The organism is Streptomyces sp. NPDC002643 (assembly GCF_053592555.1).
Window position 1 is genome coordinate 43,142 of sequence record NZ_JBSFVY010000026.1, and the last position, 18,536, is coordinate 61,677.

Genomic DNA, 18,536 nt, shown 5'->3' on the forward strand with positions numbered 1-18,536 from the left:
CTCAGACACCGGCGTACGCGGGTGCGGGCGCGGGGTCGGTGGTGAGGCCGAGGAGCTTCTCCGCGTTCCGGTGGCCGATCTTCAGCCGGTCGGCCTCGCTGATCGGCGCGTTCCGCAGGAACCTGGTGGCCGTCTCGATGTCCTCGAAGGGGTAGTCGGTGCCGAAGAGGATGTGGTCGGCGCCCATCGACAGCAGCGCCGTGAGCAGCGGCGCGGAGTCGCAGACGCCGCTGGTGGTGATGTAGAGGTTGTGCCGCAGATACTCCGAGGGGCGTCCCCGCTTCAGTTCGATGCCGTGGTGGGCGTGGAAGTCCCAGCGGGAGTCCATGCGCCACATCACGAACGGCAGCCCCTCTCCCATGTGGCCGAGCAGCAGCTTGGCGCCCGGGAAGTCGTCGAAGACCCCGCCGAAGATCAGCCGCAGGACGTGGGTGGCGGTGTCGATGCCCCAGCTCCACATCGGCCCGACGAGTTCGGGGTGGCCGGACAGGACGTGCGCGGTGTCGACGCCGTTGGCCGGGTGCAGATAGAGCGGTACGCCGAGGTGTTCGGCGCGCTCCCAGACGACCCTCAGCTCGGGGTCGTCGAGATAGCGGCCGTGGGTGTGCGCGTTGACGAGGGCGCCGCGCAGCCCGAGCTGGGTGACCGCGCGCTCCAGTTCGTCGGCGGCGGCCTTGGGGTCCTGCAGCGGCAGGGCGGCGAAGCCGGAGAAGCGGTCGGGGTGCTCGGCGATGACACCGGTGAGGAAGTCGTTGACGGTGATCGCCTGGCGTACGGCGGCGGCCGGGTCCTTCTCCGCCTGGAGGCCGGGGGAGTTGAGGGACAGGACCTGCATGTCCAGGCCTGCCGCGTCCATGTCGTCGAGGCGTTCCTCGGTGAGGTCGAGGAGCCGGCGGGAGGCCTCCGCCCAGGCCTGGGGCTGGGCGATGGAGGCGGTGGACGCGCCGTGGCCCACCAGGTCGGGGGTCACGAAGTGCTCTTCGAGGCCGATCAGCTTCATTGCGGGGTTCTCCTCGGGGGATCGCGAGTGCGGTCGAGGTGAGACGAGCGGGGATGTGGCGCCTGGTCGTCGCAGCCGGGGGGCGCAGTGGGGGAGGGCGCCTCAGCGGGTGGCTGCGGGGACGGGCCGACAGGGCCTAGGGGCGGCGGAGGAGCAGCGGGTGTGGCGGTGAGTGCCACCGATGCGCAGTTCACCAGAACGTAATGCGTTCCGCAATAGTGAATGTAAGATCGGTTCGCGAACGGTTCCGACCGGTCGCGCCGATAGGCTGATCACGTTCCATCACCGGCAGGGGAGAGGGCCACGCCGTGACCACGACCGACCCAGAGGAGAAGCCCGACCCCAGGGAGAACGGGGAGCGCCAGGGCATCCAGTCCGTCGAGACGGCCATGCGGGTCCTATTGGCGTTGGAGAGCGGCGGCGGCGCGCAGAGCCTGTCGGCGATCGCCCAGGCCAGCGGAATGCGGCCCAGCAAGGTCCACCGCTATCTCGTCAGCCTCGGCCGGATCGGGCTGACCTCACAGGACCCCGCGTCCGGGCTCTACGACTTCGGGGCCGCCATGCGACGCATGGGCGCCGAGGCGCTGCGCCGCACCAACGAGGTGGCGGTCGCGGGCGGACACGCCATGCGGCTCCGCGACCGCACCGGCCACTCCGTGAACCTCGCCGTCTGGGGCGACCGCGGCCCGATCGTCGTCAGCTGGGCCTACGGCACCCGGCCCCTGCCGCTGACCGTGCGCGTCGGCGCCACCCTGCCCCTGGTCACCTCGTCGGTCGGCCGGGTCTTCCTCGCCCATCTGCCCGAGAGCCTCACCGACGAGGTGCTCCGCGACGAACTGCGCGGCAAGGAGGCCGACTGGCCCGCCGAGCGCCTCACGGCCACCCGCGAACAGGTCCGCGAACAGGGCCACGCCGAGACCCGCGGCAGCGTCATCCCGGGCATCATCTCGATCGCGGCCCCCGTCTTCGCCGCCGGCGACCCCCTGCCCCTGGCCATCTCGGTCGTCCTCCCGGAGAGCGCCGGAATCCCGGACCACCTGGCCGAAATGACCCGAGAACTGCACACGACGGTGACGGAGGCATCAAGAGAGCTGGGCCATCTGGCCTAGGGCCCCTGAAAGGGGCGCGGGGCGAGACATTATGCGGCTCCGCCGCGTGGGCGCGACAAGCCACGACGGCGCAGCAGTCGCCAGACGACAAAGCGAGGCACATCAAAAGGCGCCCCCAGTTCCTAGCGCAGCACTACCTCGTCGTAATACGCCTCCGCAGACGGCCCCAACACATCATGGGCCTCCATGAACATCTCATACGCCTCCCGCCCCACCCACCCCGCCGGCAGCAACTCGGTCGGCAGATCAGGATCGCGGAAGGGAAACTGGCGGTAGTCGTACGTCAACCGCATCCGCTCCACCAGAGCCTCCTCGGGGCTGAGATGCCCGCCCCGATACGAGGGCATCCGCCCGCGATAGGTGCGCAGCAGCTCGCGATAGTCCTCGTTGAGGGCATCGAGGTCCCAGCCGCGCGCCGCCATCTCGCGGTCGACGGGCAGCCCGCCCGACTGGCAGCGCAGGGTGTCGAGGCGTACGGCGGGCTCGTCCGCGAACTTCTCCCGGACCTGCCGCAGCCGGTCGTGCGGGGAGACATAGGTGGACGGGGCCAGCGGGCCGAAACCCAGCCAGGCCAGCTCCTTGCGGATGCGGTCGCGTACGCCGCGCTCGGTCTCCGGGACCGAGTAGATGACCATGTACCAGTGCCGGTCCCAGTCGGCGGGCGCCCGGTCGAAGATACGGGTACGGCCCTCGTCGAGGAGCTGGAGACTGCGCTTGTTCAGAGCGTAGACGGTCTCCCTGCCCTCGCGCCGGACGTCGAACCAGCCCTCCTTGCGCAGCCGTGCCAGCACCACCCGAACCGTGCTCTCACCGACGCCGAAGCAGCCCATCAGGGTGGTGAGCGTGCGCATCCGGGCGGCGCCGCCGCGATAGCGGACGTAGTCGCCGAACAGGTCGAAGACGATCGATCGAGGCTTCACGGAACCGACTATGACACACGGACGGCCGTCGTGAAGATGAGTCGCGCGCCCGAGATGACCCCTGTACTGACCTGATCAAACCCTGGTGGCTGGCCATGACCAGCCCTGACGGCGCTTCCCGAAATCCGCTACAAATTATTGACGCCCGTGTATCTATTGACACAGGATGCTCGCGGGTCCGACGCTGGGCCCAGAGTTCGACATGGAGGCTGAGGCCATGGTTTCTCGGATCGCTTGTGTCGGAGGCGGCCCCGGTGGGCTGTTCTTCGCGGCGCTCATCAAGCAGGCCGATCCCTCGGTGGAGGTGACGGTCTTCGAGCGGAACCGCCCGGAGGACACCTTCGGCTTCGGCGTGGTGTTCTCCGACGCGACCCTCGCCGCCATCCACGCGGCGGACCCCGTCCTGCGCACCGGCCTCGCCGAACACGGCCGGCACTGGGACGACATCGAGGTACGGCTGAAGGGCCGGCGCGTCCGCTGCGGCGGCAACGGCATGGCCGCCATCACCCGCAAGACCCTGCTGCACCTGCTGCACCGCCGCGCCGAGGAGGTCGGCGTCGACCTCCGCTTCAGCCACGAGGTTCCCGGCGACCCGGCACAGCTGGCCGACTACGACCTGATCGTGGCCGCCGACGGTGCGAACTCCCGCTTCCGTGACCGTCTCGCCGATGTGCTCGTACCGGAGGTGGAGGTCGCGACCGCCAAGTTCATCTGGTTCGGGACGAGTTATCCCTTCGACGGGCTGACCTTCGTCCACGAGCACGGCCCGCACGGCACCTTCGCCGTGCACGGCTATCCGATCGGCGACGGCGTCAGCACCTTCATCGTGGAGACCGATGAGGAGTCCTGGCGCCGGGCCGGACTCGACGAGTTCGACACCACACAGCCACCCGGGCCCAGCGACGAGAAGACCAGGCACTACCTGGAGAAGCTCTTCGCCGAGCAGATCGACGGCCATGAACTGCTGGTCAACAACTCCCGCTGGGGCAACTTCCGCACCCGCCGCACCCGCCGCTGGCACAGCGGCAACGTCGCACTGCTCGGCGACGCCGCCCACACCGCCCACTTCTCCGTCGGCTCCGGCACCAAGATGGCCATGGAGGACGCCATCGCCCTCGCCGACAGCCTGACCGCCCACCGCGACGACCTTCCGGCCGCGCTGGAGGCGTACGAGGCGGCGGCGCGGCCCTCGGTGGAGAAGATCCAGGCCTCCGCCCGGCCCAGCCTGTCCTGGTGGGAGCACTTCGGCCGCTACCACGACGCCTTCGAACCCATCCAGTTCGCCTTCCACTTCATCTCCCGCAGCATCGGCAAGGGACGGATCGCCCGCCGGGACCCGGAGTTCATCGACACGGTCGTACGCGACTGGCGGGCCGCGCACGAGGGACACGACCCCCTGGAGACACCGTTCCGGGCGGGCGAGCGGCAGTTCACCGGCCGGCACCTGACGGGGGCGGAGCTGGCCGGACTGCGTGGCGAGGGCTCCGACTGCCTGTGGCTCACCGCACCGGACGAGGAAACCCAACTCCCCTCGGTGTACGAGGAGTTGGCGCGAGCTGCCGACGCTACGGCCCCGCCCGCCCTGGTCGCCGTACACGGCGGAACCCCCCTCACCCGCTCCCTCCTCGCCGAACAGGCCCGGCTCGGGCACCGCGTACCCGCCCTGATCGTGGAGGACACCATGGACGACGACCGCGCCGAGACCCTGCTGCTCTCCGGCCGCGCCGACCTGGTGGGAGGGGAGCGGGCATGACGACCGACCTGACCCCCCTGCTCGCACCCGAAGGTGTCGCGGTGATCGGCGCCTCGCGGCAGAGCGGGAAGCTCGGGGCCGCCATGGCCCGGTCGCTGGCCTCCTTCCCCGGCGCCCGCGCCCTGGTCAACGCACGCCGACCCGATCCCGGCGAGGGCGTGTACGCCTCGGTCGCCGAAGCCGCCGCGCACCTCGACGGGCGGCTGGACCTGGCCGTGCTGTGCGTACCCTCGGCCGGCTGCGCCGAGGCCCTGACCGAGGCGGCCTCGGCCGGCTGCCGTGCCGCACTGGTCTGCGCCGGCGGTTTCGGCGAGGCGGGCCCCGAGGGCGAGCGCCACGCCGACGAACTGCGCCGCGTCGCCCGGGAGACCGGGGTCCGGCTGCTCGGCCCCAACACCTCCGGCTTCTTCGCGCCCCACCTCGGTCTGACCGCCAGCTTCGTACCGGCCGCCGGACAACTTCCCGCCGGGGACATCGCCGTCGTCGCGGCCAGCGGCGGCGTCAACCACGCGCTCTCCTTCGACCTGGTCGCCGCGGGCAACGGCATCAGCCTCGGCGTCGGCATCGGCGCGGGCCTCGACGTCACCGCCGCGGACATCCTGGAACACCTCGTCGGCGACGACCGTACGACCGCCGTCGCGCTGCATCTGGAGACCGTCCCGGACGGGCCGCGCCTGGTGGCGGCCGTCCGCGCGGTGGCCCGCGTCAAACCGGTCGTGGCGCTGGTCGTCGGCCGCAGCGACATCGGTGACTTCGCCCGCTCGCACACCGGCGCGCTCGCCACGTCCTGGCGCACGACGCGGGCCGCGCTGCGACAGGCCGGGGCCGTGGTCGTGGACGACGAACGGGAACTGGTGGACGCGCTCACCGCGCTGTCCCGCATCCGGCTGCGGCCCCTGCGCGATCCCGGGCTCGGCATCGTGACCGCCCAGGCGGGGCCGGGGCTGCTGCTGGCCGACCGCGCGGGTGTCGACGGCATCCGCGTACCCGAGCTGGCCGCCACCACCCAGGACGCGCTCGGCGCACTGCTGCCGCCGCTCACCTACCAGCGCAACCCGGTCGACACCGGCCGCCCCGCCGAGACCTTCGCCCGCGTCCTCGAAACCACCGCCGATGACCCGGCGATCGACCTCCTCTCCGTCTACGCCCTGACCGAGCCCGACAGCGTCGACCTCGCCTCCGCCGCCCAGGACGCCGGCCTCGGCCCCGGCTCCCCGGCCGTGGTGGTCGTCGGCGGCCTGCCGGAGGACATCGCCGAGCAGCGGGCCCGCCTCCACAAGACCGGAGTCCCGGCGCTCCCGGGCCCGGCGTCCGCCGCCAACGCCGTACGGGCACTCGTGACGGACGCGCGGCAGAGGGTGGTGCGGGAGGAGGCGGACGAGGCCGACCCGGGCACGGTGGGCGAGGCCGTACCCGCCGGTCCCCTCGACGAGGACGCCGCGAAGTCGTACCTCTCGCGGCTCGGTATCCGCACCCCCCACCGCGTGGCCTGCGACTCCCGCGCCGACGCCCACCACGCCCTGCGGCAGCTCGGCGGGCCCGTGGCCGTCAAGGTGCTCGACGCCGCGATCCTGCACAAGACGGAGGTCGGTGGCGTCCATCTCGGGGTCCGTACACCCGAAGAGCTGGACGCGGCGCTGGACGCGATCGGGGACGGGCGGCGCTATCTCGTCGAGGCGATGGCCCCGGCGGGTGTCGATCTCGTGCTCGGGGCGCGACGGGACCCGGTGTTCGGGCCGGTCGTGCTGGTGGGGCTGGGCGGTACGGCCGCCGAGGCGCTCGCCGATGTGGCGATCCGGCTCGCCCCGCTGTCCGTGACCGAGGCCGCCGATATGCCCGGCGAACTGGCCGGGCGGGCCCTGCTTGACGGCTGGCGCGGTGGGCCGGTGCTGGATCGCTCCGCGTTCGGCCGGGTTGTCGCCGGGCTTGCCGCAGCCCTGGCCGCGAGTCCCGAGACCGCCGAGATCGAGATCAACCCTTTGCGGCTCACCGCTGATGGGCTGATCGCCCTGGACGCCGTGATTGTGCCCATGACCACTGAGGAGAACGACCATGGCTGAGTCCTCCGTTGGAAGTGCCGCCACAGGGCGTCAGTTGGCTGCGGCGCCGTCTGGGCTGGTCGCGCCCACGCGGCGGGGCCGCACAATGTCTCGCCCCGAGCCCCTTCGGGGCGCTGGTGCTGGACCGGAGCGGAATCGGCCCGACCTGCCTCAGCCGAGCAGCGACGGTGTTGTGCCCTGGCCGGCCGAGTACGCCGAGCGCTACACCGCGAAGGGCTACTGGGAGGGCGTCGCCCTCGGGGATCGGCTGCACGCCGCCGCCGACGCGTCCCCTGACGCGGTCGCCGTCGTCGACGGTGACCGGCGGCTGACGTACCGGCGGCTCGCCGAGTGCGCGGATGCCACCGCGTTGCGCCTCGCCGCGCTGGGGCTTCGACCGGACGACCGGATCGTGGTGCAACTGCCCAACACCGTCGAGTTCGTGATCCTCACCTACGCCTGTCTGCGCCTCGGTGTCATCCCGGTCATGGCGCTGCCCGGCCATCGCAGACACGAGATCGGGTACCTCGTCGAGCACAGCGAGGCGGTCGCCGTCGCGGTGCCGGACGTCCTGAAGGACCACGACCATCAGGCGATGGCGTTCGAGATCGCTGACGGCTCGTCAACCCTGCGTCATGTGCTGGTCCTTGGTGACAAGGTCGGCGACGGTGCCGTGGATCTGCGCGAGCTGTGCGCCGCCGCGCCGGAAGCCCCCGAACGGGCCGCCGTGGACACGTACCGCCCCGACAGCCGTTCCATCGCCGTCTTCCTACTCTCCGGTGGTACGACCGGCCTGCCCAAGCTCATCGCCCGTACCCACGACGACTACCTCTACAACGCCCGCCGCAGCGCCGAGGTCTGTGAACTCGGCCCCGACACGGTCTACTTCGCCGCCCTGCCCCTCGGGCACAACTTCCCCCTGGCCTGCCCCGGCCTGCTCGGCACGCTGCTGAACGGCGGCCGGGTCGTCCTCGGCTCCCCGAACCCGGACAAGGCGTTCCCGGTCATCGAGCGCGAGGGCGTCACCGTGAGCGCCCTGGTGCCGGCCGTCGCCCAGCGCTGGCTGGACCACCACCGCGAACACCCCGGACACGACCTCGGCTCCCTGCGGCTGCTCCAGGTCGGCGGCTCCCGGCTCGCCGACCATGTCGCCCGCCGGGTCCGCCCCGAACTGGGCTGCACACTCCAGCAGGTCTTCGGCATGGCCGAGGGACTGCTCAACTACACCCGCCTCGACGACCCCGAGGACGTCATCTGCACGACCCAGGGGCGCCCGATGTGCGAGGACGACGAACTCCTCGTCGTCGACGAACTGGGCAACCCGGTCCCCGACGGAACACCGGGCGTGCTGCTCACCCGGGGCCCGTACACGCCGCGCGGCTACTACCGGGCCGAGGAGCAGAACGCCCGCGCGTTCACCGAGGACGGCTGGTACCGCACCGGTGACATCGTGCGGCTGCTGCCGGACGGCAACCTCGTCGTCGAGGGCCGCGACAAGGACATGATCATCCGGGGCGGGGAGAACATCTCCGCCGAGGAGATCGAGAACTTCGCCTACCAGACCCCCGGTGTCGCCCGCGCCGCCGCCGTGGCCATGCCCGATGTCCACCTCGGCGAACGGGTCTGCCTCTACGTCGTACCGGAGCCCGGGCACACGGTCACCCTCGACGACATCCACCAGGTGATGGAGCGCGCCGGATGCGCCCGCTTCAAATTCCCCGACCGGCTGGTGAACGTCCCCGAACTCGTCGCCACCAAGGTCGGAAAGATCGACAAGAAGGCCCTGCGCGCCGACATCGCACGCCGCCTCGACGCCGAAGGAACCCCCGATGACCACTGACGCCCCTGACACGGCCGTGGGCGCCGCCCCTGACGCGGCCATGGACGCGGTCACCGACGCGGCCACCAGCGTGCCCGTCATAGCCCCGGACGAGAAGGACCCCGAACTCCGCGAGCTGTACGACGGGTTCGCGGCGGCCGGGCTGATCCCGCTGTGGACCGAGATCGGCGACCTCATGCCGCTCACCCCGCGCCCCGAGGCCGTACCGCACGTCTGGCAGTGGGACACCCTGCTGCCGCTGGCCCGTCGCTCCGGCGATCTGGTGCCGGTCGGGCGGGGCGGTGAGCGCCGGGCGATCGCGCTCGCCAACCCGGGGCTGCCCGGACGGCCGTACGCGACCCCCAATCTGTGGGCGGCGATCCAGTATCTGGGCCCGCGCGAGGTGGCCCCGGCGCACCGGCACTCGCAGGGCGCCTTCCGGTTCATCCTGGAGGGCGAGGGGGTGTGGACCGTCGTCAACGGCGATGCCGTCGAGATGCGGCCCGGCGATCTGCTGCTGACCCCGTCCATGCACTGGCACGGGCACCACCATGTCGGCGACGAGCCGATGGTCTGGCTGGACGGCCTCGACATCCCGCTGGTGCACCGCCTCGACGCGGGCTTCTTCGAGTTCGGCGAGGACGGGGTGTCGGACCGGTCGACCCCGTCCCGGTCCCGCAACGAACGGCTCTGGGGCCACCCCGGGCTGCGCCCGATCGGGGCCCCCGACACCGCCAACTCACCGCTCATGGCCTACCGTTGGGCCGACACCGACGACGCCCTGACCGCCCAGCTGGAGCTGGAGGACGAAGGTCACCCCGGAGTCATCGAGCCCGGCCACGCGGGCATCCGCTTCACCAACCCCGCCACCGGCCGCGACGCCCTCGCCAGCCTGCGCACCGAGATGCACCGGCTGCGGGCGGGCACCACGACCGCCACCCGCCGCACCGTGGGCTCCTCCGTCTGGCAGGTGTTCCGGGGCAGCGGCACCGTCACCCTCGACGACCGCGTCATCGAGGTGTCCACCGGCGACCTCGTCTCGATCCCCTCCTGGTGCGCCCTGACCCTCGCCGCACACACCGACCTCGACCTGTTCACCTTCAACGACGCGCCCCTCTACGAGGCGTTGAACCTCGCCCGCACCGAGACCACCGGGAGCACCTCCGCATGAAGCTCGCCACCATCCGCACCGCCGACGGCACGGCGGCCGTCCGTCTCGACGGCGACCGGGCCGTGGAGACCGGCGCCCCCGACGTCGCCGCCCTGCTGCGCCGCCCCGACTGGCGTGCACACGCGGCCTCGGCCGACGGCCCGGCGCACGACGTGGCCGCCCTCGACCTCGCCCCGGTCGTCACGACCCCCGGCAAGATCTTCTGCGTCGGCCACAACTACCGCACCCACATCGCCGAGATGGGCCGCGAGATGCCCTCGCACCCCGCCCTCTTCGCCAAGTTCGCCAACGTCCTGCTCGGCGCGCGTGACGACATCGCCCACCCGGGCGAGACCGAGCAACTGGACTGGGAGGCCGAGCTGGGCTTCGTCATCGGCTCCCGGCTGCGGCGCCGCGCCACGACGGAGGAGGCGGCGGCGGCGATCGCCGGCTGCACGGTCGTCAACGACATCTCCATGCGGGACTGGCAGTGGCGCTCACCGCAGTGGCTCCAGGGCAAGGCATGGGAGGCCAGCACCCCCGCCGGGCCCTGGCTGGTGACCGGCGACGAGATCGACGACGCGGCCGACCTGGAGATCCGCTGCGAGGTGGACGGCGAGGTCATGCAGCGCTCCCGCACCTCCGACCTCCTCTTCACCCCCGCCGACATCGCCGCGTACATCAGTACGTTCACCACGCTGGAGCCCGGCGATCTCGTCCTGACCGGTACGCCCGGCGGGGTCGGCGCGGCCCGCGACCCGAAGGTGTTCCTGAAGCCCGGTCAGGTCGTACGGACCGTGGTCGAGGGCCTGGGGGAGTGCGTGAACACGGTCGTCGAGGAGAAGCCGTGACCCCACTCGACCGGGCCGAGGTCCTGGCCTGGGCCGAGGAGGGACAACGCCGGTTCGAGGAGGCGGTCGACGCGCTGCCGCCCGAGGGGGTCGCCGCACCGTCCGCCCTCCCCGGCTGGACCCGGGGCCATCTCCTCACCCATCTCGCCCGCAACGCCGACGCGCTGGTCAACCTGCTGACCTGGGCCCGCACGGGGATACGTACGCCCATGTACACGTCACCCGGCCAGCGGGCGACGGACATCGAGGCGGGCGCCGGGCGTTCCCTCGCCGAACAGCGGGCGGACGTAAGGGAGTCCGCCGACCGTTTCCGCAAGGCCGCGGACGCGCTGTCGGACGACGCCTGGTCGGCCACCGTCACCAGCGGACTGGGCCGTGAGATCCCGGCGGCCGAGGTGCCCTGGCTGCGGGCCCGCGAGGTCTGGATACACCTCGTCGACCTGCGGGCGGGCGTCGGCATGGACGCCCTGCCGCCCGGCTTCGCCCGGGCCCTGGTGCGCGATGTCGCCGGGTGGATGGCGTCACGGGTCGACGGCGGCGCGGAGTTGGTGGCGGACGGCCACGGCTCCGTCGTGCTCGGCAAGCCGGCCCCCGGCGTCACGGTCACCGGACCGCCGTACGCCCTCGCCGCCTGGCTCACCGGCCGGGGCGGCACCGAGGAACTGCACATCACAGGTGAACTCCCTTCCCTTCCACGCTGGTTGTGACATAGACGTCGGCAATAGACGTCGGCAATAGGCGTCGGCAATCGACGCGATCGATCAAAGGAGATCGGCAATGAGTGAGACCTTCGTCCTGGTGACCGGGGCGTGGCACGGCGGCTGGGCCTGGCGTCCGGTCGCGAACGAGCTGAGGGCCGCCGGGCACGAGGTGCACGCCCCGACCCTGGCCGGGCTGGGCACCGACGACGACCGGCGCGGGGTGACCCTCACCGACTGTGTGAACAGCCTTGTGGAGTACGTCGAGCGGGCCGACCTCAAGGGAATCACCCTGGTCGGCCACAGCTGGGGCGGCTATGTCCTGGTCGGCGCGGCTCCGAGACTCGCCGCCCGTGTCCGGCGGCTGGTGTTCTGGAGCGCGTTCGTGCCGAACGACGGCGAGTCCCTGATCGAGGCGTGCCCACCGCACTACGGCGAGATGTTCCGCGCCCTGGCCGCCGCGTCCGGCGACGATTCGGTGACGCTGCCGCTGGAGGTGTGGCAGCGCGCCTTCATGCAGGACGCCGGTGAGGAGGCCCAGCGGGTCGTCCACTCCCTCCTCGTGCCGCAGCCCCTCGGCACGTTCACCGAGAAGCCCGACACCTCGGCGTTCACCGCGCTCGACATCCCCACCGCCTACGTCCTGTCCACCGAGGACGTCTCCCTGCCCGGCGAGTGGCACTGGGCCGAACGCTTCCCCGGGCGGCTCAAGAGCCCCCTGTTCATAGAGACTCCGGGCAGCCACGAGTCCTGCTTCACCCGCCCCGCCGAACTCGCCGACGCCTTCGTCCGGGCCTGCGCGGTGTAGGGCGGACCCGCCAGGGCTCCCGGTCGTCCCTCGCCGTCCGCTGTCGTCTGCAACCCAGGTAAGAGACCGAGATCCCCCTCCAGCCGGAGTCGGGTCCGTCGTCGGCGGACCTAACCTTGGTCCGTCATGAAGCGAATGGACGACCGGCTGGTCCCGGTCCTGTTGATCTGCGCCCAGGCCCTGGTGTGGCCCGGCGGCGCACTGGTGCGTGGGACGGTGCCGTCCGGGGCCGCGCTCGTGGTGGCGGCCCTGGTCGCCGGGGTGGTGACGGCGGCGCTCGCGCTGCGCCGGACCCGCCCGGCGACCACCCTCGTCGTGGTCGCGGCCACCTGCGCGCTCGGCGCGGGTCCGCTGCCGACGGGGGCGACGGCCGTCCTCGGCACGGCCGGTGTGGCGCTCGCCCTGTTCACGGTGGCGACTGAACGGGACACCTTCACGGCCGTCCTCGGCACGGTGACGCTCGCCTTCTGGCAGTCGCTGTTCGGCATCGGCCTGCACGGTCTCGGCGACTGGAACGGACTCGACCTCGTCCTGACCGCCCTGCTGTACGCGGCCACCTGCGGCGCCGGTCTCCTCGTCCGCCGAGGCCGGCGCGCACGACAGGCCGCCGAGGAACGGCTCAAGCGCGCCGAAGCCGAGCGGCATCGCCTCCCGGCGGTCGAACGGCGCCGTATGGAAAGGGAGTTGCACGACGTCAGCGCCCACCATCTGACGGCCGTCGTCGTCACCGCCGGCGCGGCGCTCGGGCTGCGCGACCGGCGTCCCGAACTCGCCGCGGAGGCACTGGACTTCGCGGTCGAGACCGGCCGCGAGGTCACCCGCGCACTGAGTGCCGTACGGGCCCCCGCGCCCTCGCGCGAGGACATGCCGTCGCCCGAGGAGCGGCTGCTCGATCTGATCGCCGGGTTCCGACGGCTGGACCAGCGGATCGACGACGAGATCGACCCCCTGCCCGAGGGCGCCGTCGCGGACGCGGCGTTCGGCATCGTGCGCGAGGCCCTCACCAACGTGGCCCGGTACGCCCCCGGCGCGCGGACCAAGGTGGTGTGCCGGTACGGCGACACCCGTACCGACGTCGTGGTCACCAGCGCGGCACCCCCGGCCGGTTCGGTGGCGCACGGCGCGGACCTCGGCGGTGGCCGCGGTCAGGGCTTTCTGCGGTCCAGGGCCAAGGAGTTGGGCGGCACGCTGTCCACGGGGCCCACGGCGGAGGGCGGTTGGGAGGTACGCGCGGTCCTGCCCGGCCGTACCGCCGCCCCGCCGGAGCGGTCCGTCACCCGTGGCTACCGTGTGGCCCAGCTGGCCGCCGCCGCGGGCCTGTGTCTGCAACCCCTGCTCCCCGCCCTGGTCATCCACCCCGAGCCCGCGTCCACCGAGGCGCATGTCTCGGCGGGCGTCCTGTTCGCTCTCCTGGCGGCGGCCCAGGCGGTCGCCCTGCTGTGGCGGCCACGCGCGCCCCGTTCCACGTACGCCGCCCTGCTCGGACTGGCCCTGCTCTGGCCGCCGGCGATGACCATGGGCGACTACACGGGCCCGGTGCTGCTGCCTCCGCTGCTGGGCATGCTCGCCACCTGCGCGGCCCTCGCCGGGGACACCATGGATCGGCAGGCGGGAGAGCGGCCCACCGACCGTGGCCCACGCGCCCTCCTGCGGTCTGCGGGCCCGTCCCTCGCGGCCGTCGCCGTGCACGCGCTCGCCCTCGCCGTCGCCCTCCTCGACCGGGGTACGACCGTCCCCGCCTGGGCGGTCGTCGCGGGCTCGGTCGCCGGGGCCGCCTCGGTGGTCGGCGCGGCCCGCTGGATCGGCTACCTGCGCGGGCGGCGGGACCGGGACGCCCGGGGCGCGCGGGAACGGAGGCTCGCCGTCTGGACCGAGGAGGCCGTACGGGACGCGTGGGCCGAGCGGCGGCGGATCGCCGCCGGGCTGGAGACGACCGTACTGGAGCGCACCGCCGACATGGTCACCGAGGCGGAGGCCGGCCGACTGGAGGTGACCGCCGACCGGGCCCGTGAGGCGCTGGCCGCGATGCGCGCCCTGCTCGACACCGTCCGGGCGGGCGACACCACGCCCGAACTGCGCCCCCAGCCCACCCTCCAGGCCCTCGATCTGCTGGCCCATCAGTGCAGAGCCACGGGACGGGACGTGCGGATACGGATGACCGAGCGGGTGCCCGAACGGCTGCCCACGGCGGTGGATCTGGCCGCGTACCATGCCGCCGAGACCCTGCTCGCGGCCGGCGGCGAGGAACCGGCCCTGCTGGAACTCGACGCGGACGACGCCATGTTGACGCTCACGGCCACCGGGGTCCCCCACGCCTCCGGCAGCGCCGTACGCGAACGGCTGGCGGCACGGGTCACCGCGGTCGGTGGCACCCTGGCCACCGCTCCACCGGGTACGGTCCACCTCCGACTGCCCATCGCACCGGAGGCCGAGGGCCCACCGGACACCGGGGGCACGGCCCAGGCCGGGGGCACACCGGTCGACTACGGACCTGTGGCGGGCAGGGGCGCGGAGCGGAGCGACGAGGAGAGGGAGCGATGAGCCTCAGGGTGCTGGTCGTCGACGACCAGGGCATCGTACGGGCGGGGTTCGCCGCCGTGATCGACGCCGAGGAGGACATGACGGTCGTCGGCGAGGCGGCCGACGGCGCGGCCGCCGTACGGCTCGCCGGGGAACTGGCCCCCGACGTCGTCGTCATGGACGTCCGGATGCCCGAACTGGACGGCATCGCCGCCACCCGGATCATCACCGGCCGCGAGGGCGCCCCCCGGGTCCTGGTGCTCACCACGTTCGACCTCGACGCCTACGTCTTCGACGCGCTGCGCGCCGGCGCCTCCGGTTTCCTCCTCAAGGACGTGCACGCCTCCGAACTGCTGCACGGGATCAGGGTGGTGGCGGCCGGTGAGAGTGTGCTCGCGCCCTCCGCGACGCGCCGGCTCATCGGCCACTACGCCTCGGGAGCGGGCGCAGGCTTCCGGCCCGACGGCGCGCCGTCCGTACTGGACGGGCTGACCGGCCGTGAACGCGATGTCCTCACCCTGGTCGCGACCGGCCTCACCAACGCGGAGATCGCCGATGAACTCGACATCACCGTGGGTACGGTCAAGTCCCATGTGAACGCCCTGCTCCGCAAGTTGGGCCTCCGGGACCGCGTCCAGGCCACGATCCTCGCCTACGACCTGGGCCTGGCCCGCCCGAACCCGCCCGGTGCCCACCTCTGACGCCACCGAGCCCGGCCCGTGCCGACCCCTGACGCCACCGAACCCGGCCGGCGCCCACCTCTGACGTCGCGACCCCCAGGAGTAGCCCTGTGACCGCCGCCGACCCCGGCCGTTCCCTGCCCCGCCGTTCCCTTCCCCGGCGTGTGCTCCACGCCCTGAGCGACATCGCCGCGCTCGTCTATCTCGGGCTGTGCGCCGTCCTTCTCGTCTGGGCGGTCGTGGTGACCGTCGGCGACAGCTCGGACGAGTCCATGGCGGGGGTCATCCCGCTGCTGGCCACCGCCCCGACCAGCTTCATCCTCTTCGCCCTCCCGGACGGCACCGCGATGGTCGTGCTGGCCGTCACCATCGGCGCCCTGGTCAACGCCACGTTCATCGGCTTCTGCTCCCGTGCCCTCCGCCGGGGCGACACGGCGCACCCGGCGTCCTGAACGCCGAGGGCGACCGTCCGGTCAGAGTTCGGCCAGCAGATCGTCGAGCGGCGCGGGGACGCGGTCGAGGTCCAGCGCCTCGACGAGCACACGGCCGTAGTGGATCTTGCGGCCCTTCTTGGTGCCGAGGAAGCGCCGCAACTGCTGCTGCGCGGGGCGGCCCTGCTGCGCGGGCTGGCGCAGAAACGTCCGCAGGGGACGCAGATCGCCCTCCGCCCGGACGAGTTCCTCGACCCGTGCCGGGCCCAGCGCACGGATCAGCTCGTCCTCCAGATCGGCCGCGCAGACGAAGAACGCCCGCTGCGCCGCGCCGGCCCGCTCCAGACCGCGGGCGTAGTAGCGGCGCTCGTTCTCGTCGCACAGTCCGGTGAGGCCGAGGCCCAGCCCGGGGGGCCCGAGGAGCTGGGCGAAGCGGCCGACGTTCATGGCGCCGCCCATCGTCAGCACGCACACACCCTCGGCCGCCAGATCCCGGCCGTGCCGCGCGGCGAGCGCGTCGACGGCCGCGACATCGCTCGGCCCTTCGAGCAGCACGGCCGTCCGTACGGACAACTGCTCGGCCAGCCGCTCGGCCGGCTCACGCGCCGGATCACCCAGGCCCCCGGCCGCCCACGCGGTGACCGCCTCCCGGAACGCCCCCATGTCACCCATGGCACGAGTCTGTGCCCCTCCCCGTCCCCCACGCCAGACGTTTTCCGCCACCGAGGCGATCAGGACCCCCGGGGCGCCCGCTCGCCGTCCCCCTCGCACCATCCGAGTCGATGTTGTGCAGAATATTGACGACCGCAATGGGGGTGCCTACATTTTCGCTGTCCTTCCCCCTCCGCCCAGGAGACCGCGATGTCCACGTCCCCCGTCGCAGCACCGCTCACGGACGCAGAACGAGGCCGGCAACTGCGTCGTGTCGCACTCTCCGGACTCCTCGGCACCGCCGTCGAGTTCTACGACTTCCTCGTCTACGGCACCGTCGCCGCCCTCGTCTTCGGTGAACTCTTCTTCCCGGGCGCCGACCCCGCCGTCGGCACCATCGCCGCGTTCGGCACCTTCGCCGCCGGCTACCTCGCCCGCCCCCTCGGCGGCGTCATCTTCGGCCACTTCGGCGACCGGCTCGGCCGCAAGTCGATGCTGCTGCTGACCATGGGCCTGATGGGCGGCGCCAGCTTCCTCATCGGACTGCTGCCCACCTACGACACGATCGGCGTCTGGGCACCCGTGCTGCTGATCGCCCTCCGTGTCGTCCAGGGCATCGCCATCGGCGGCGAATGGGGCGGCGCCACCCTCATGGTCGTCGAACACGCCGGGCGGAAGCGGCGCGGACTGTGGTCCAGCTTCACGCAGATGGGCGCCCCGCTCGGCTCACTGCTCTCCACCGCCGTCGTCGCCTTCGTCGTCACCCTGCCCAAGGACCAGTTCGCGGCCTGGGGTTGGCGCGTACCGTTCCTGCTGAGCGTCGTCCTCCTCGGCGTCGGCCTCTTCGTCCGGCTCAAGGTGGTCGAGAGCCCGCTGTTCGCCGAGGTGAAGAAGGAGGGGGCCGAGTCCCGGCTGCCGATCCTCGACGTACTGCGCCGCCCCCGCCCGGTCCTGCTGGCCGCCTGCGTGGGCATCGGCGCCTTCACCGCGCAGTCCCTGCTGACCAGTTACATGATCGCCTACGCCACCGGCATCGGCTACGCCCGACCGCAGGTACTCACCGCGCTCACCGTCTCCGCCTGCGTCGCGCTCGTCGTCCTGCCGGCCGCGTCCGCGCTCTCGGACCGGGTCGGCCGCCGCCCGGTCGTCCTCACCGGAGCCCTCGCCTCCGCCGCCCTCGCCTTCCCCGTGCTCTCCCTGGTCGACTCCAAGTCGCCCGGTCTGCTGATCCTCGCCGTCGTCCTCGGCCACGGCTTCGCCCAGTCGGTGATGTACGGACCGCTCGGTGCCCTGCTCACCGAGATGTTCGGCACCAAGGTCCGCTACACCGGCGCCTCCCTCGGCTACCAGGGCGCGACCCTCATCGGCGCCGGCTTCTCCCCGATGATCGCCGAGAGCCTCGTCGCGGGGAACGGCGGCAGCAGCACCCCGGTGTCGCTGCTCCTCTGCGGCGGCGCCGCCGCGACCGTACTGGCCCTGCTGTTCCTGCGCGAGACCAAGGAGGACTCGCTCGCCGAGCGCACCGCCGAGCACACCGCCACGGCCACCGGGAAGAACGTCCCGGCCTGATCCGGCCATTCTCGCCCGCCCCGCTCATCTCCTGGCCCGTCGCCGCGCGTTCACCGCCGGCGGCGGGCTACGCTCCCGATCACCCTAGTGAGAGCGAGCAGATGAGCGAACAGAGCGAAGAACGAGCGGCGAACGAGCGTGTGGAGGAACCGCCCGGCTTCGACGGGGGAGCCTGGTGGGGGCCGACCGGACTGGTCGGAGGCGCCCTGTTCACGGCGATCGGAGCGGGCGCCGCCGTCTGGCTCGTCCTGCGCGGCACCGACCCTGACGGCGCGTGGGCGGGCTACTACGTGGCGGCCAAGATCCTCGCCGTCGGCCTGGTCGTCAGCGGCACTCTGCTCGTGACCCGCATCCGCTCCAGAAAACGCTGAGCGGCGAGGGCCAGCGGCGGGGCGGAGCCGGTCCGATTCAGGCCGGCAGCCGCAGTACCGCCGCTTCGACCGCGCCCTGGGCGGCCGGGCGGCCGGGCGGCCGAAGCCGGTGTCGGCGCCCGGGCGTTCCAGTGCCGGTCCGATGGTGCGGCCCTCCTCGTACGGCT

The 18,536-nt window shown here is 72.5% G+C and carries 16 protein-coding genes; 13 read left to right on the forward strand and 3 right to left on the reverse strand.

Annotated elements, in window-relative coordinates; translation table 11 throughout:
* Position 1: 1 nt before the first annotated feature.
* Positions 2 to 1,000 carry an amidohydrolase family protein gene (locus ACWD4G_RS32660; protein WP_451299864.1) on the reverse strand — a complete coding sequence of 333 codons (999 nt, stop codon included), beginning with the start codon at positions 998 to 1,000 and terminating at the stop codon, positions 2 to 4.
* A gap of 308 nt (positions 1,001 to 1,308) precedes the next feature.
* On the opposite strand from ACWD4G_RS32660, the gene ACWD4G_RS32665 reads away from it, so the two are divergent.
* Entirely contained in the window at positions 1,309 to 2,109 is an 801-nt protein-coding gene (locus ACWD4G_RS32665; protein WP_451299866.1) for an IclR family transcriptional regulator, read from the forward strand.
* A 122-nt stretch (positions 2,110 to 2,231) separates the two neighbouring features.
* Here ACWD4G_RS32665 and ACWD4G_RS32670 read toward each other — a convergent pair whose 3' ends face one another.
* Entirely contained in the window at positions 2,232 to 3,029 is a 798-nt protein-coding gene (locus tag ACWD4G_RS32670; protein ID WP_451299868.1) for a PaaX family transcriptional regulator, read from the reverse strand.
* Positions 3,030 to 3,246: 217 nt separating this feature from the next.
* Between ACWD4G_RS32670 and ACWD4G_RS32675 the strand changes: the two genes are divergently transcribed.
* From ACWD4G_RS32675 to ACWD4G_RS32720, 10 genes are all read left to right on the forward strand, one after another.
* The gene (locus tag ACWD4G_RS32675) at positions 3,247 to 4,782 is read left to right on the forward strand and encodes an FAD-dependent monooxygenase (RefSeq protein ID WP_451299870.1); all 1,536 of its coding nucleotides are present in this window, start codon (positions 3,247 to 3,249) and stop codon (positions 4,780 to 4,782) included.
* On the forward strand, positions 4,779 to 6,842 hold the full coding sequence (locus ACWD4G_RS32680; protein ID WP_451299872.1) for an acetate--CoA ligase family protein: 2,064 nt from the start codon (positions 4,779 to 4,781) through the stop codon (positions 6,840 to 6,842). Before ACWD4G_RS32675 ends, ACWD4G_RS32680 begins: the two co-directional genes overlap by 4 nt.
* A gap of 172 nt (positions 6,843 to 7,014) precedes the next feature.
* Positions 7,015 to 8,661, forward strand: a complete 1,647-nt coding sequence (locus tag ACWD4G_RS32685) for a (2,3-dihydroxybenzoyl)adenylate synthase (RefSeq protein ID WP_451299874.1) — start codon at positions 7,015 to 7,017, stop codon at positions 8,659 to 8,661.
* Positions 8,651 to 9,811: a cupin domain-containing protein gene (locus ACWD4G_RS32690; protein ID WP_451299876.1), complete on the forward strand. Its 1,161-nt coding sequence runs from the start codon at positions 8,651 to 8,653 to the stop codon at positions 9,809 to 9,811. The genes ACWD4G_RS32685 and ACWD4G_RS32690 overlap by 11 nt, the downstream gene beginning before the upstream one ends.
* The gene (locus ACWD4G_RS32695) at positions 9,808 to 10,641 is read left to right on the forward strand and encodes a fumarylacetoacetate hydrolase family protein (protein WP_451299878.1); all 834 of its coding nucleotides are present in this window, start codon (positions 9,808 to 9,810) and stop codon (positions 10,639 to 10,641) included. Before ACWD4G_RS32690 ends, ACWD4G_RS32695 begins: the two co-directional genes overlap by 4 nt.
* Positions 10,638 to 11,348: a maleylpyruvate isomerase family mycothiol-dependent enzyme gene (locus tag ACWD4G_RS32700; RefSeq protein ID WP_451299880.1), complete on the forward strand. Its 711-nt coding sequence runs from the start codon at positions 10,638 to 10,640 to the stop codon at positions 11,346 to 11,348. The genes ACWD4G_RS32695 and ACWD4G_RS32700 overlap by 4 nt, the downstream gene beginning before the upstream one ends.
* A 70-nt stretch (positions 11,349 to 11,418) precedes the next feature.
* Positions 11,419 to 12,147 (forward strand): alpha/beta fold hydrolase, encoded by a 729-nt coding sequence (locus tag ACWD4G_RS32705; protein ID WP_451299882.1) that lies wholly within the window; start codon positions 11,419 to 11,421, stop codon positions 12,145 to 12,147.
* A gap of 126 nt (positions 12,148 to 12,273) precedes the next feature.
* Complete coding sequence (locus ACWD4G_RS32710) at positions 12,274 to 14,688, forward strand: histidine kinase (protein WP_451299884.1); 2,415 nt, start codon at positions 12,274 to 12,276, stop codon at positions 14,686 to 14,688.
* Positions 14,685 to 15,368 carry a response regulator gene (locus ACWD4G_RS32715; protein WP_451299886.1) on the forward strand — a complete coding sequence of 228 codons (684 nt, stop codon included), beginning with the start codon at positions 14,685 to 14,687 and terminating at the stop codon, positions 15,366 to 15,368. Before ACWD4G_RS32710 ends, ACWD4G_RS32715 begins: the two co-directional genes overlap by 4 nt.
* 89 nt (positions 15,369 to 15,457) lie before the next feature.
* Positions 15,458 to 15,799, forward strand: a complete 342-nt coding sequence (locus ACWD4G_RS32720) for an SCO4225 family membrane protein (RefSeq protein ID WP_451299888.1) — start codon at positions 15,458 to 15,460, stop codon at positions 15,797 to 15,799.
* A 21-nt stretch (positions 15,800 to 15,820) separates the two neighbouring features.
* Here ACWD4G_RS32720 and ACWD4G_RS32725 read toward each other — a convergent pair whose 3' ends face one another.
* On the reverse strand, positions 15,821 to 16,450 hold the full coding sequence (locus ACWD4G_RS32725) for a TOPRIM nucleotidyl transferase/hydrolase domain-containing protein (protein ID WP_451299890.1): 630 nt from the start codon (positions 16,448 to 16,450) through the stop codon (positions 15,821 to 15,823).
* Between the two features lie 189 nt (positions 16,451 to 16,639).
* Between ACWD4G_RS32725 and ACWD4G_RS32730 the strand changes: the two genes are divergently transcribed.
* Both ACWD4G_RS32730 and ACWD4G_RS32735 read left to right on the forward strand, forming a co-directional pair.
* A complete protein-coding gene (locus tag ACWD4G_RS32730) occupies positions 16,640 to 17,998 on the forward strand; it encodes an MFS transporter (protein WP_451299892.1) in 1,359 nt (452 codons plus the stop codon).
* A 101-nt stretch (positions 17,999 to 18,099) separates the two neighbouring features.
* Positions 18,100 to 18,369 carry a hypothetical protein gene (locus tag ACWD4G_RS32735; RefSeq protein WP_451299894.1) on the forward strand — a complete coding sequence of 90 codons (270 nt, stop codon included), beginning with the start codon at positions 18,100 to 18,102 and terminating at the stop codon, positions 18,367 to 18,369.
* Positions 18,370 to 18,536 lie beyond the last annotated feature (167 nt).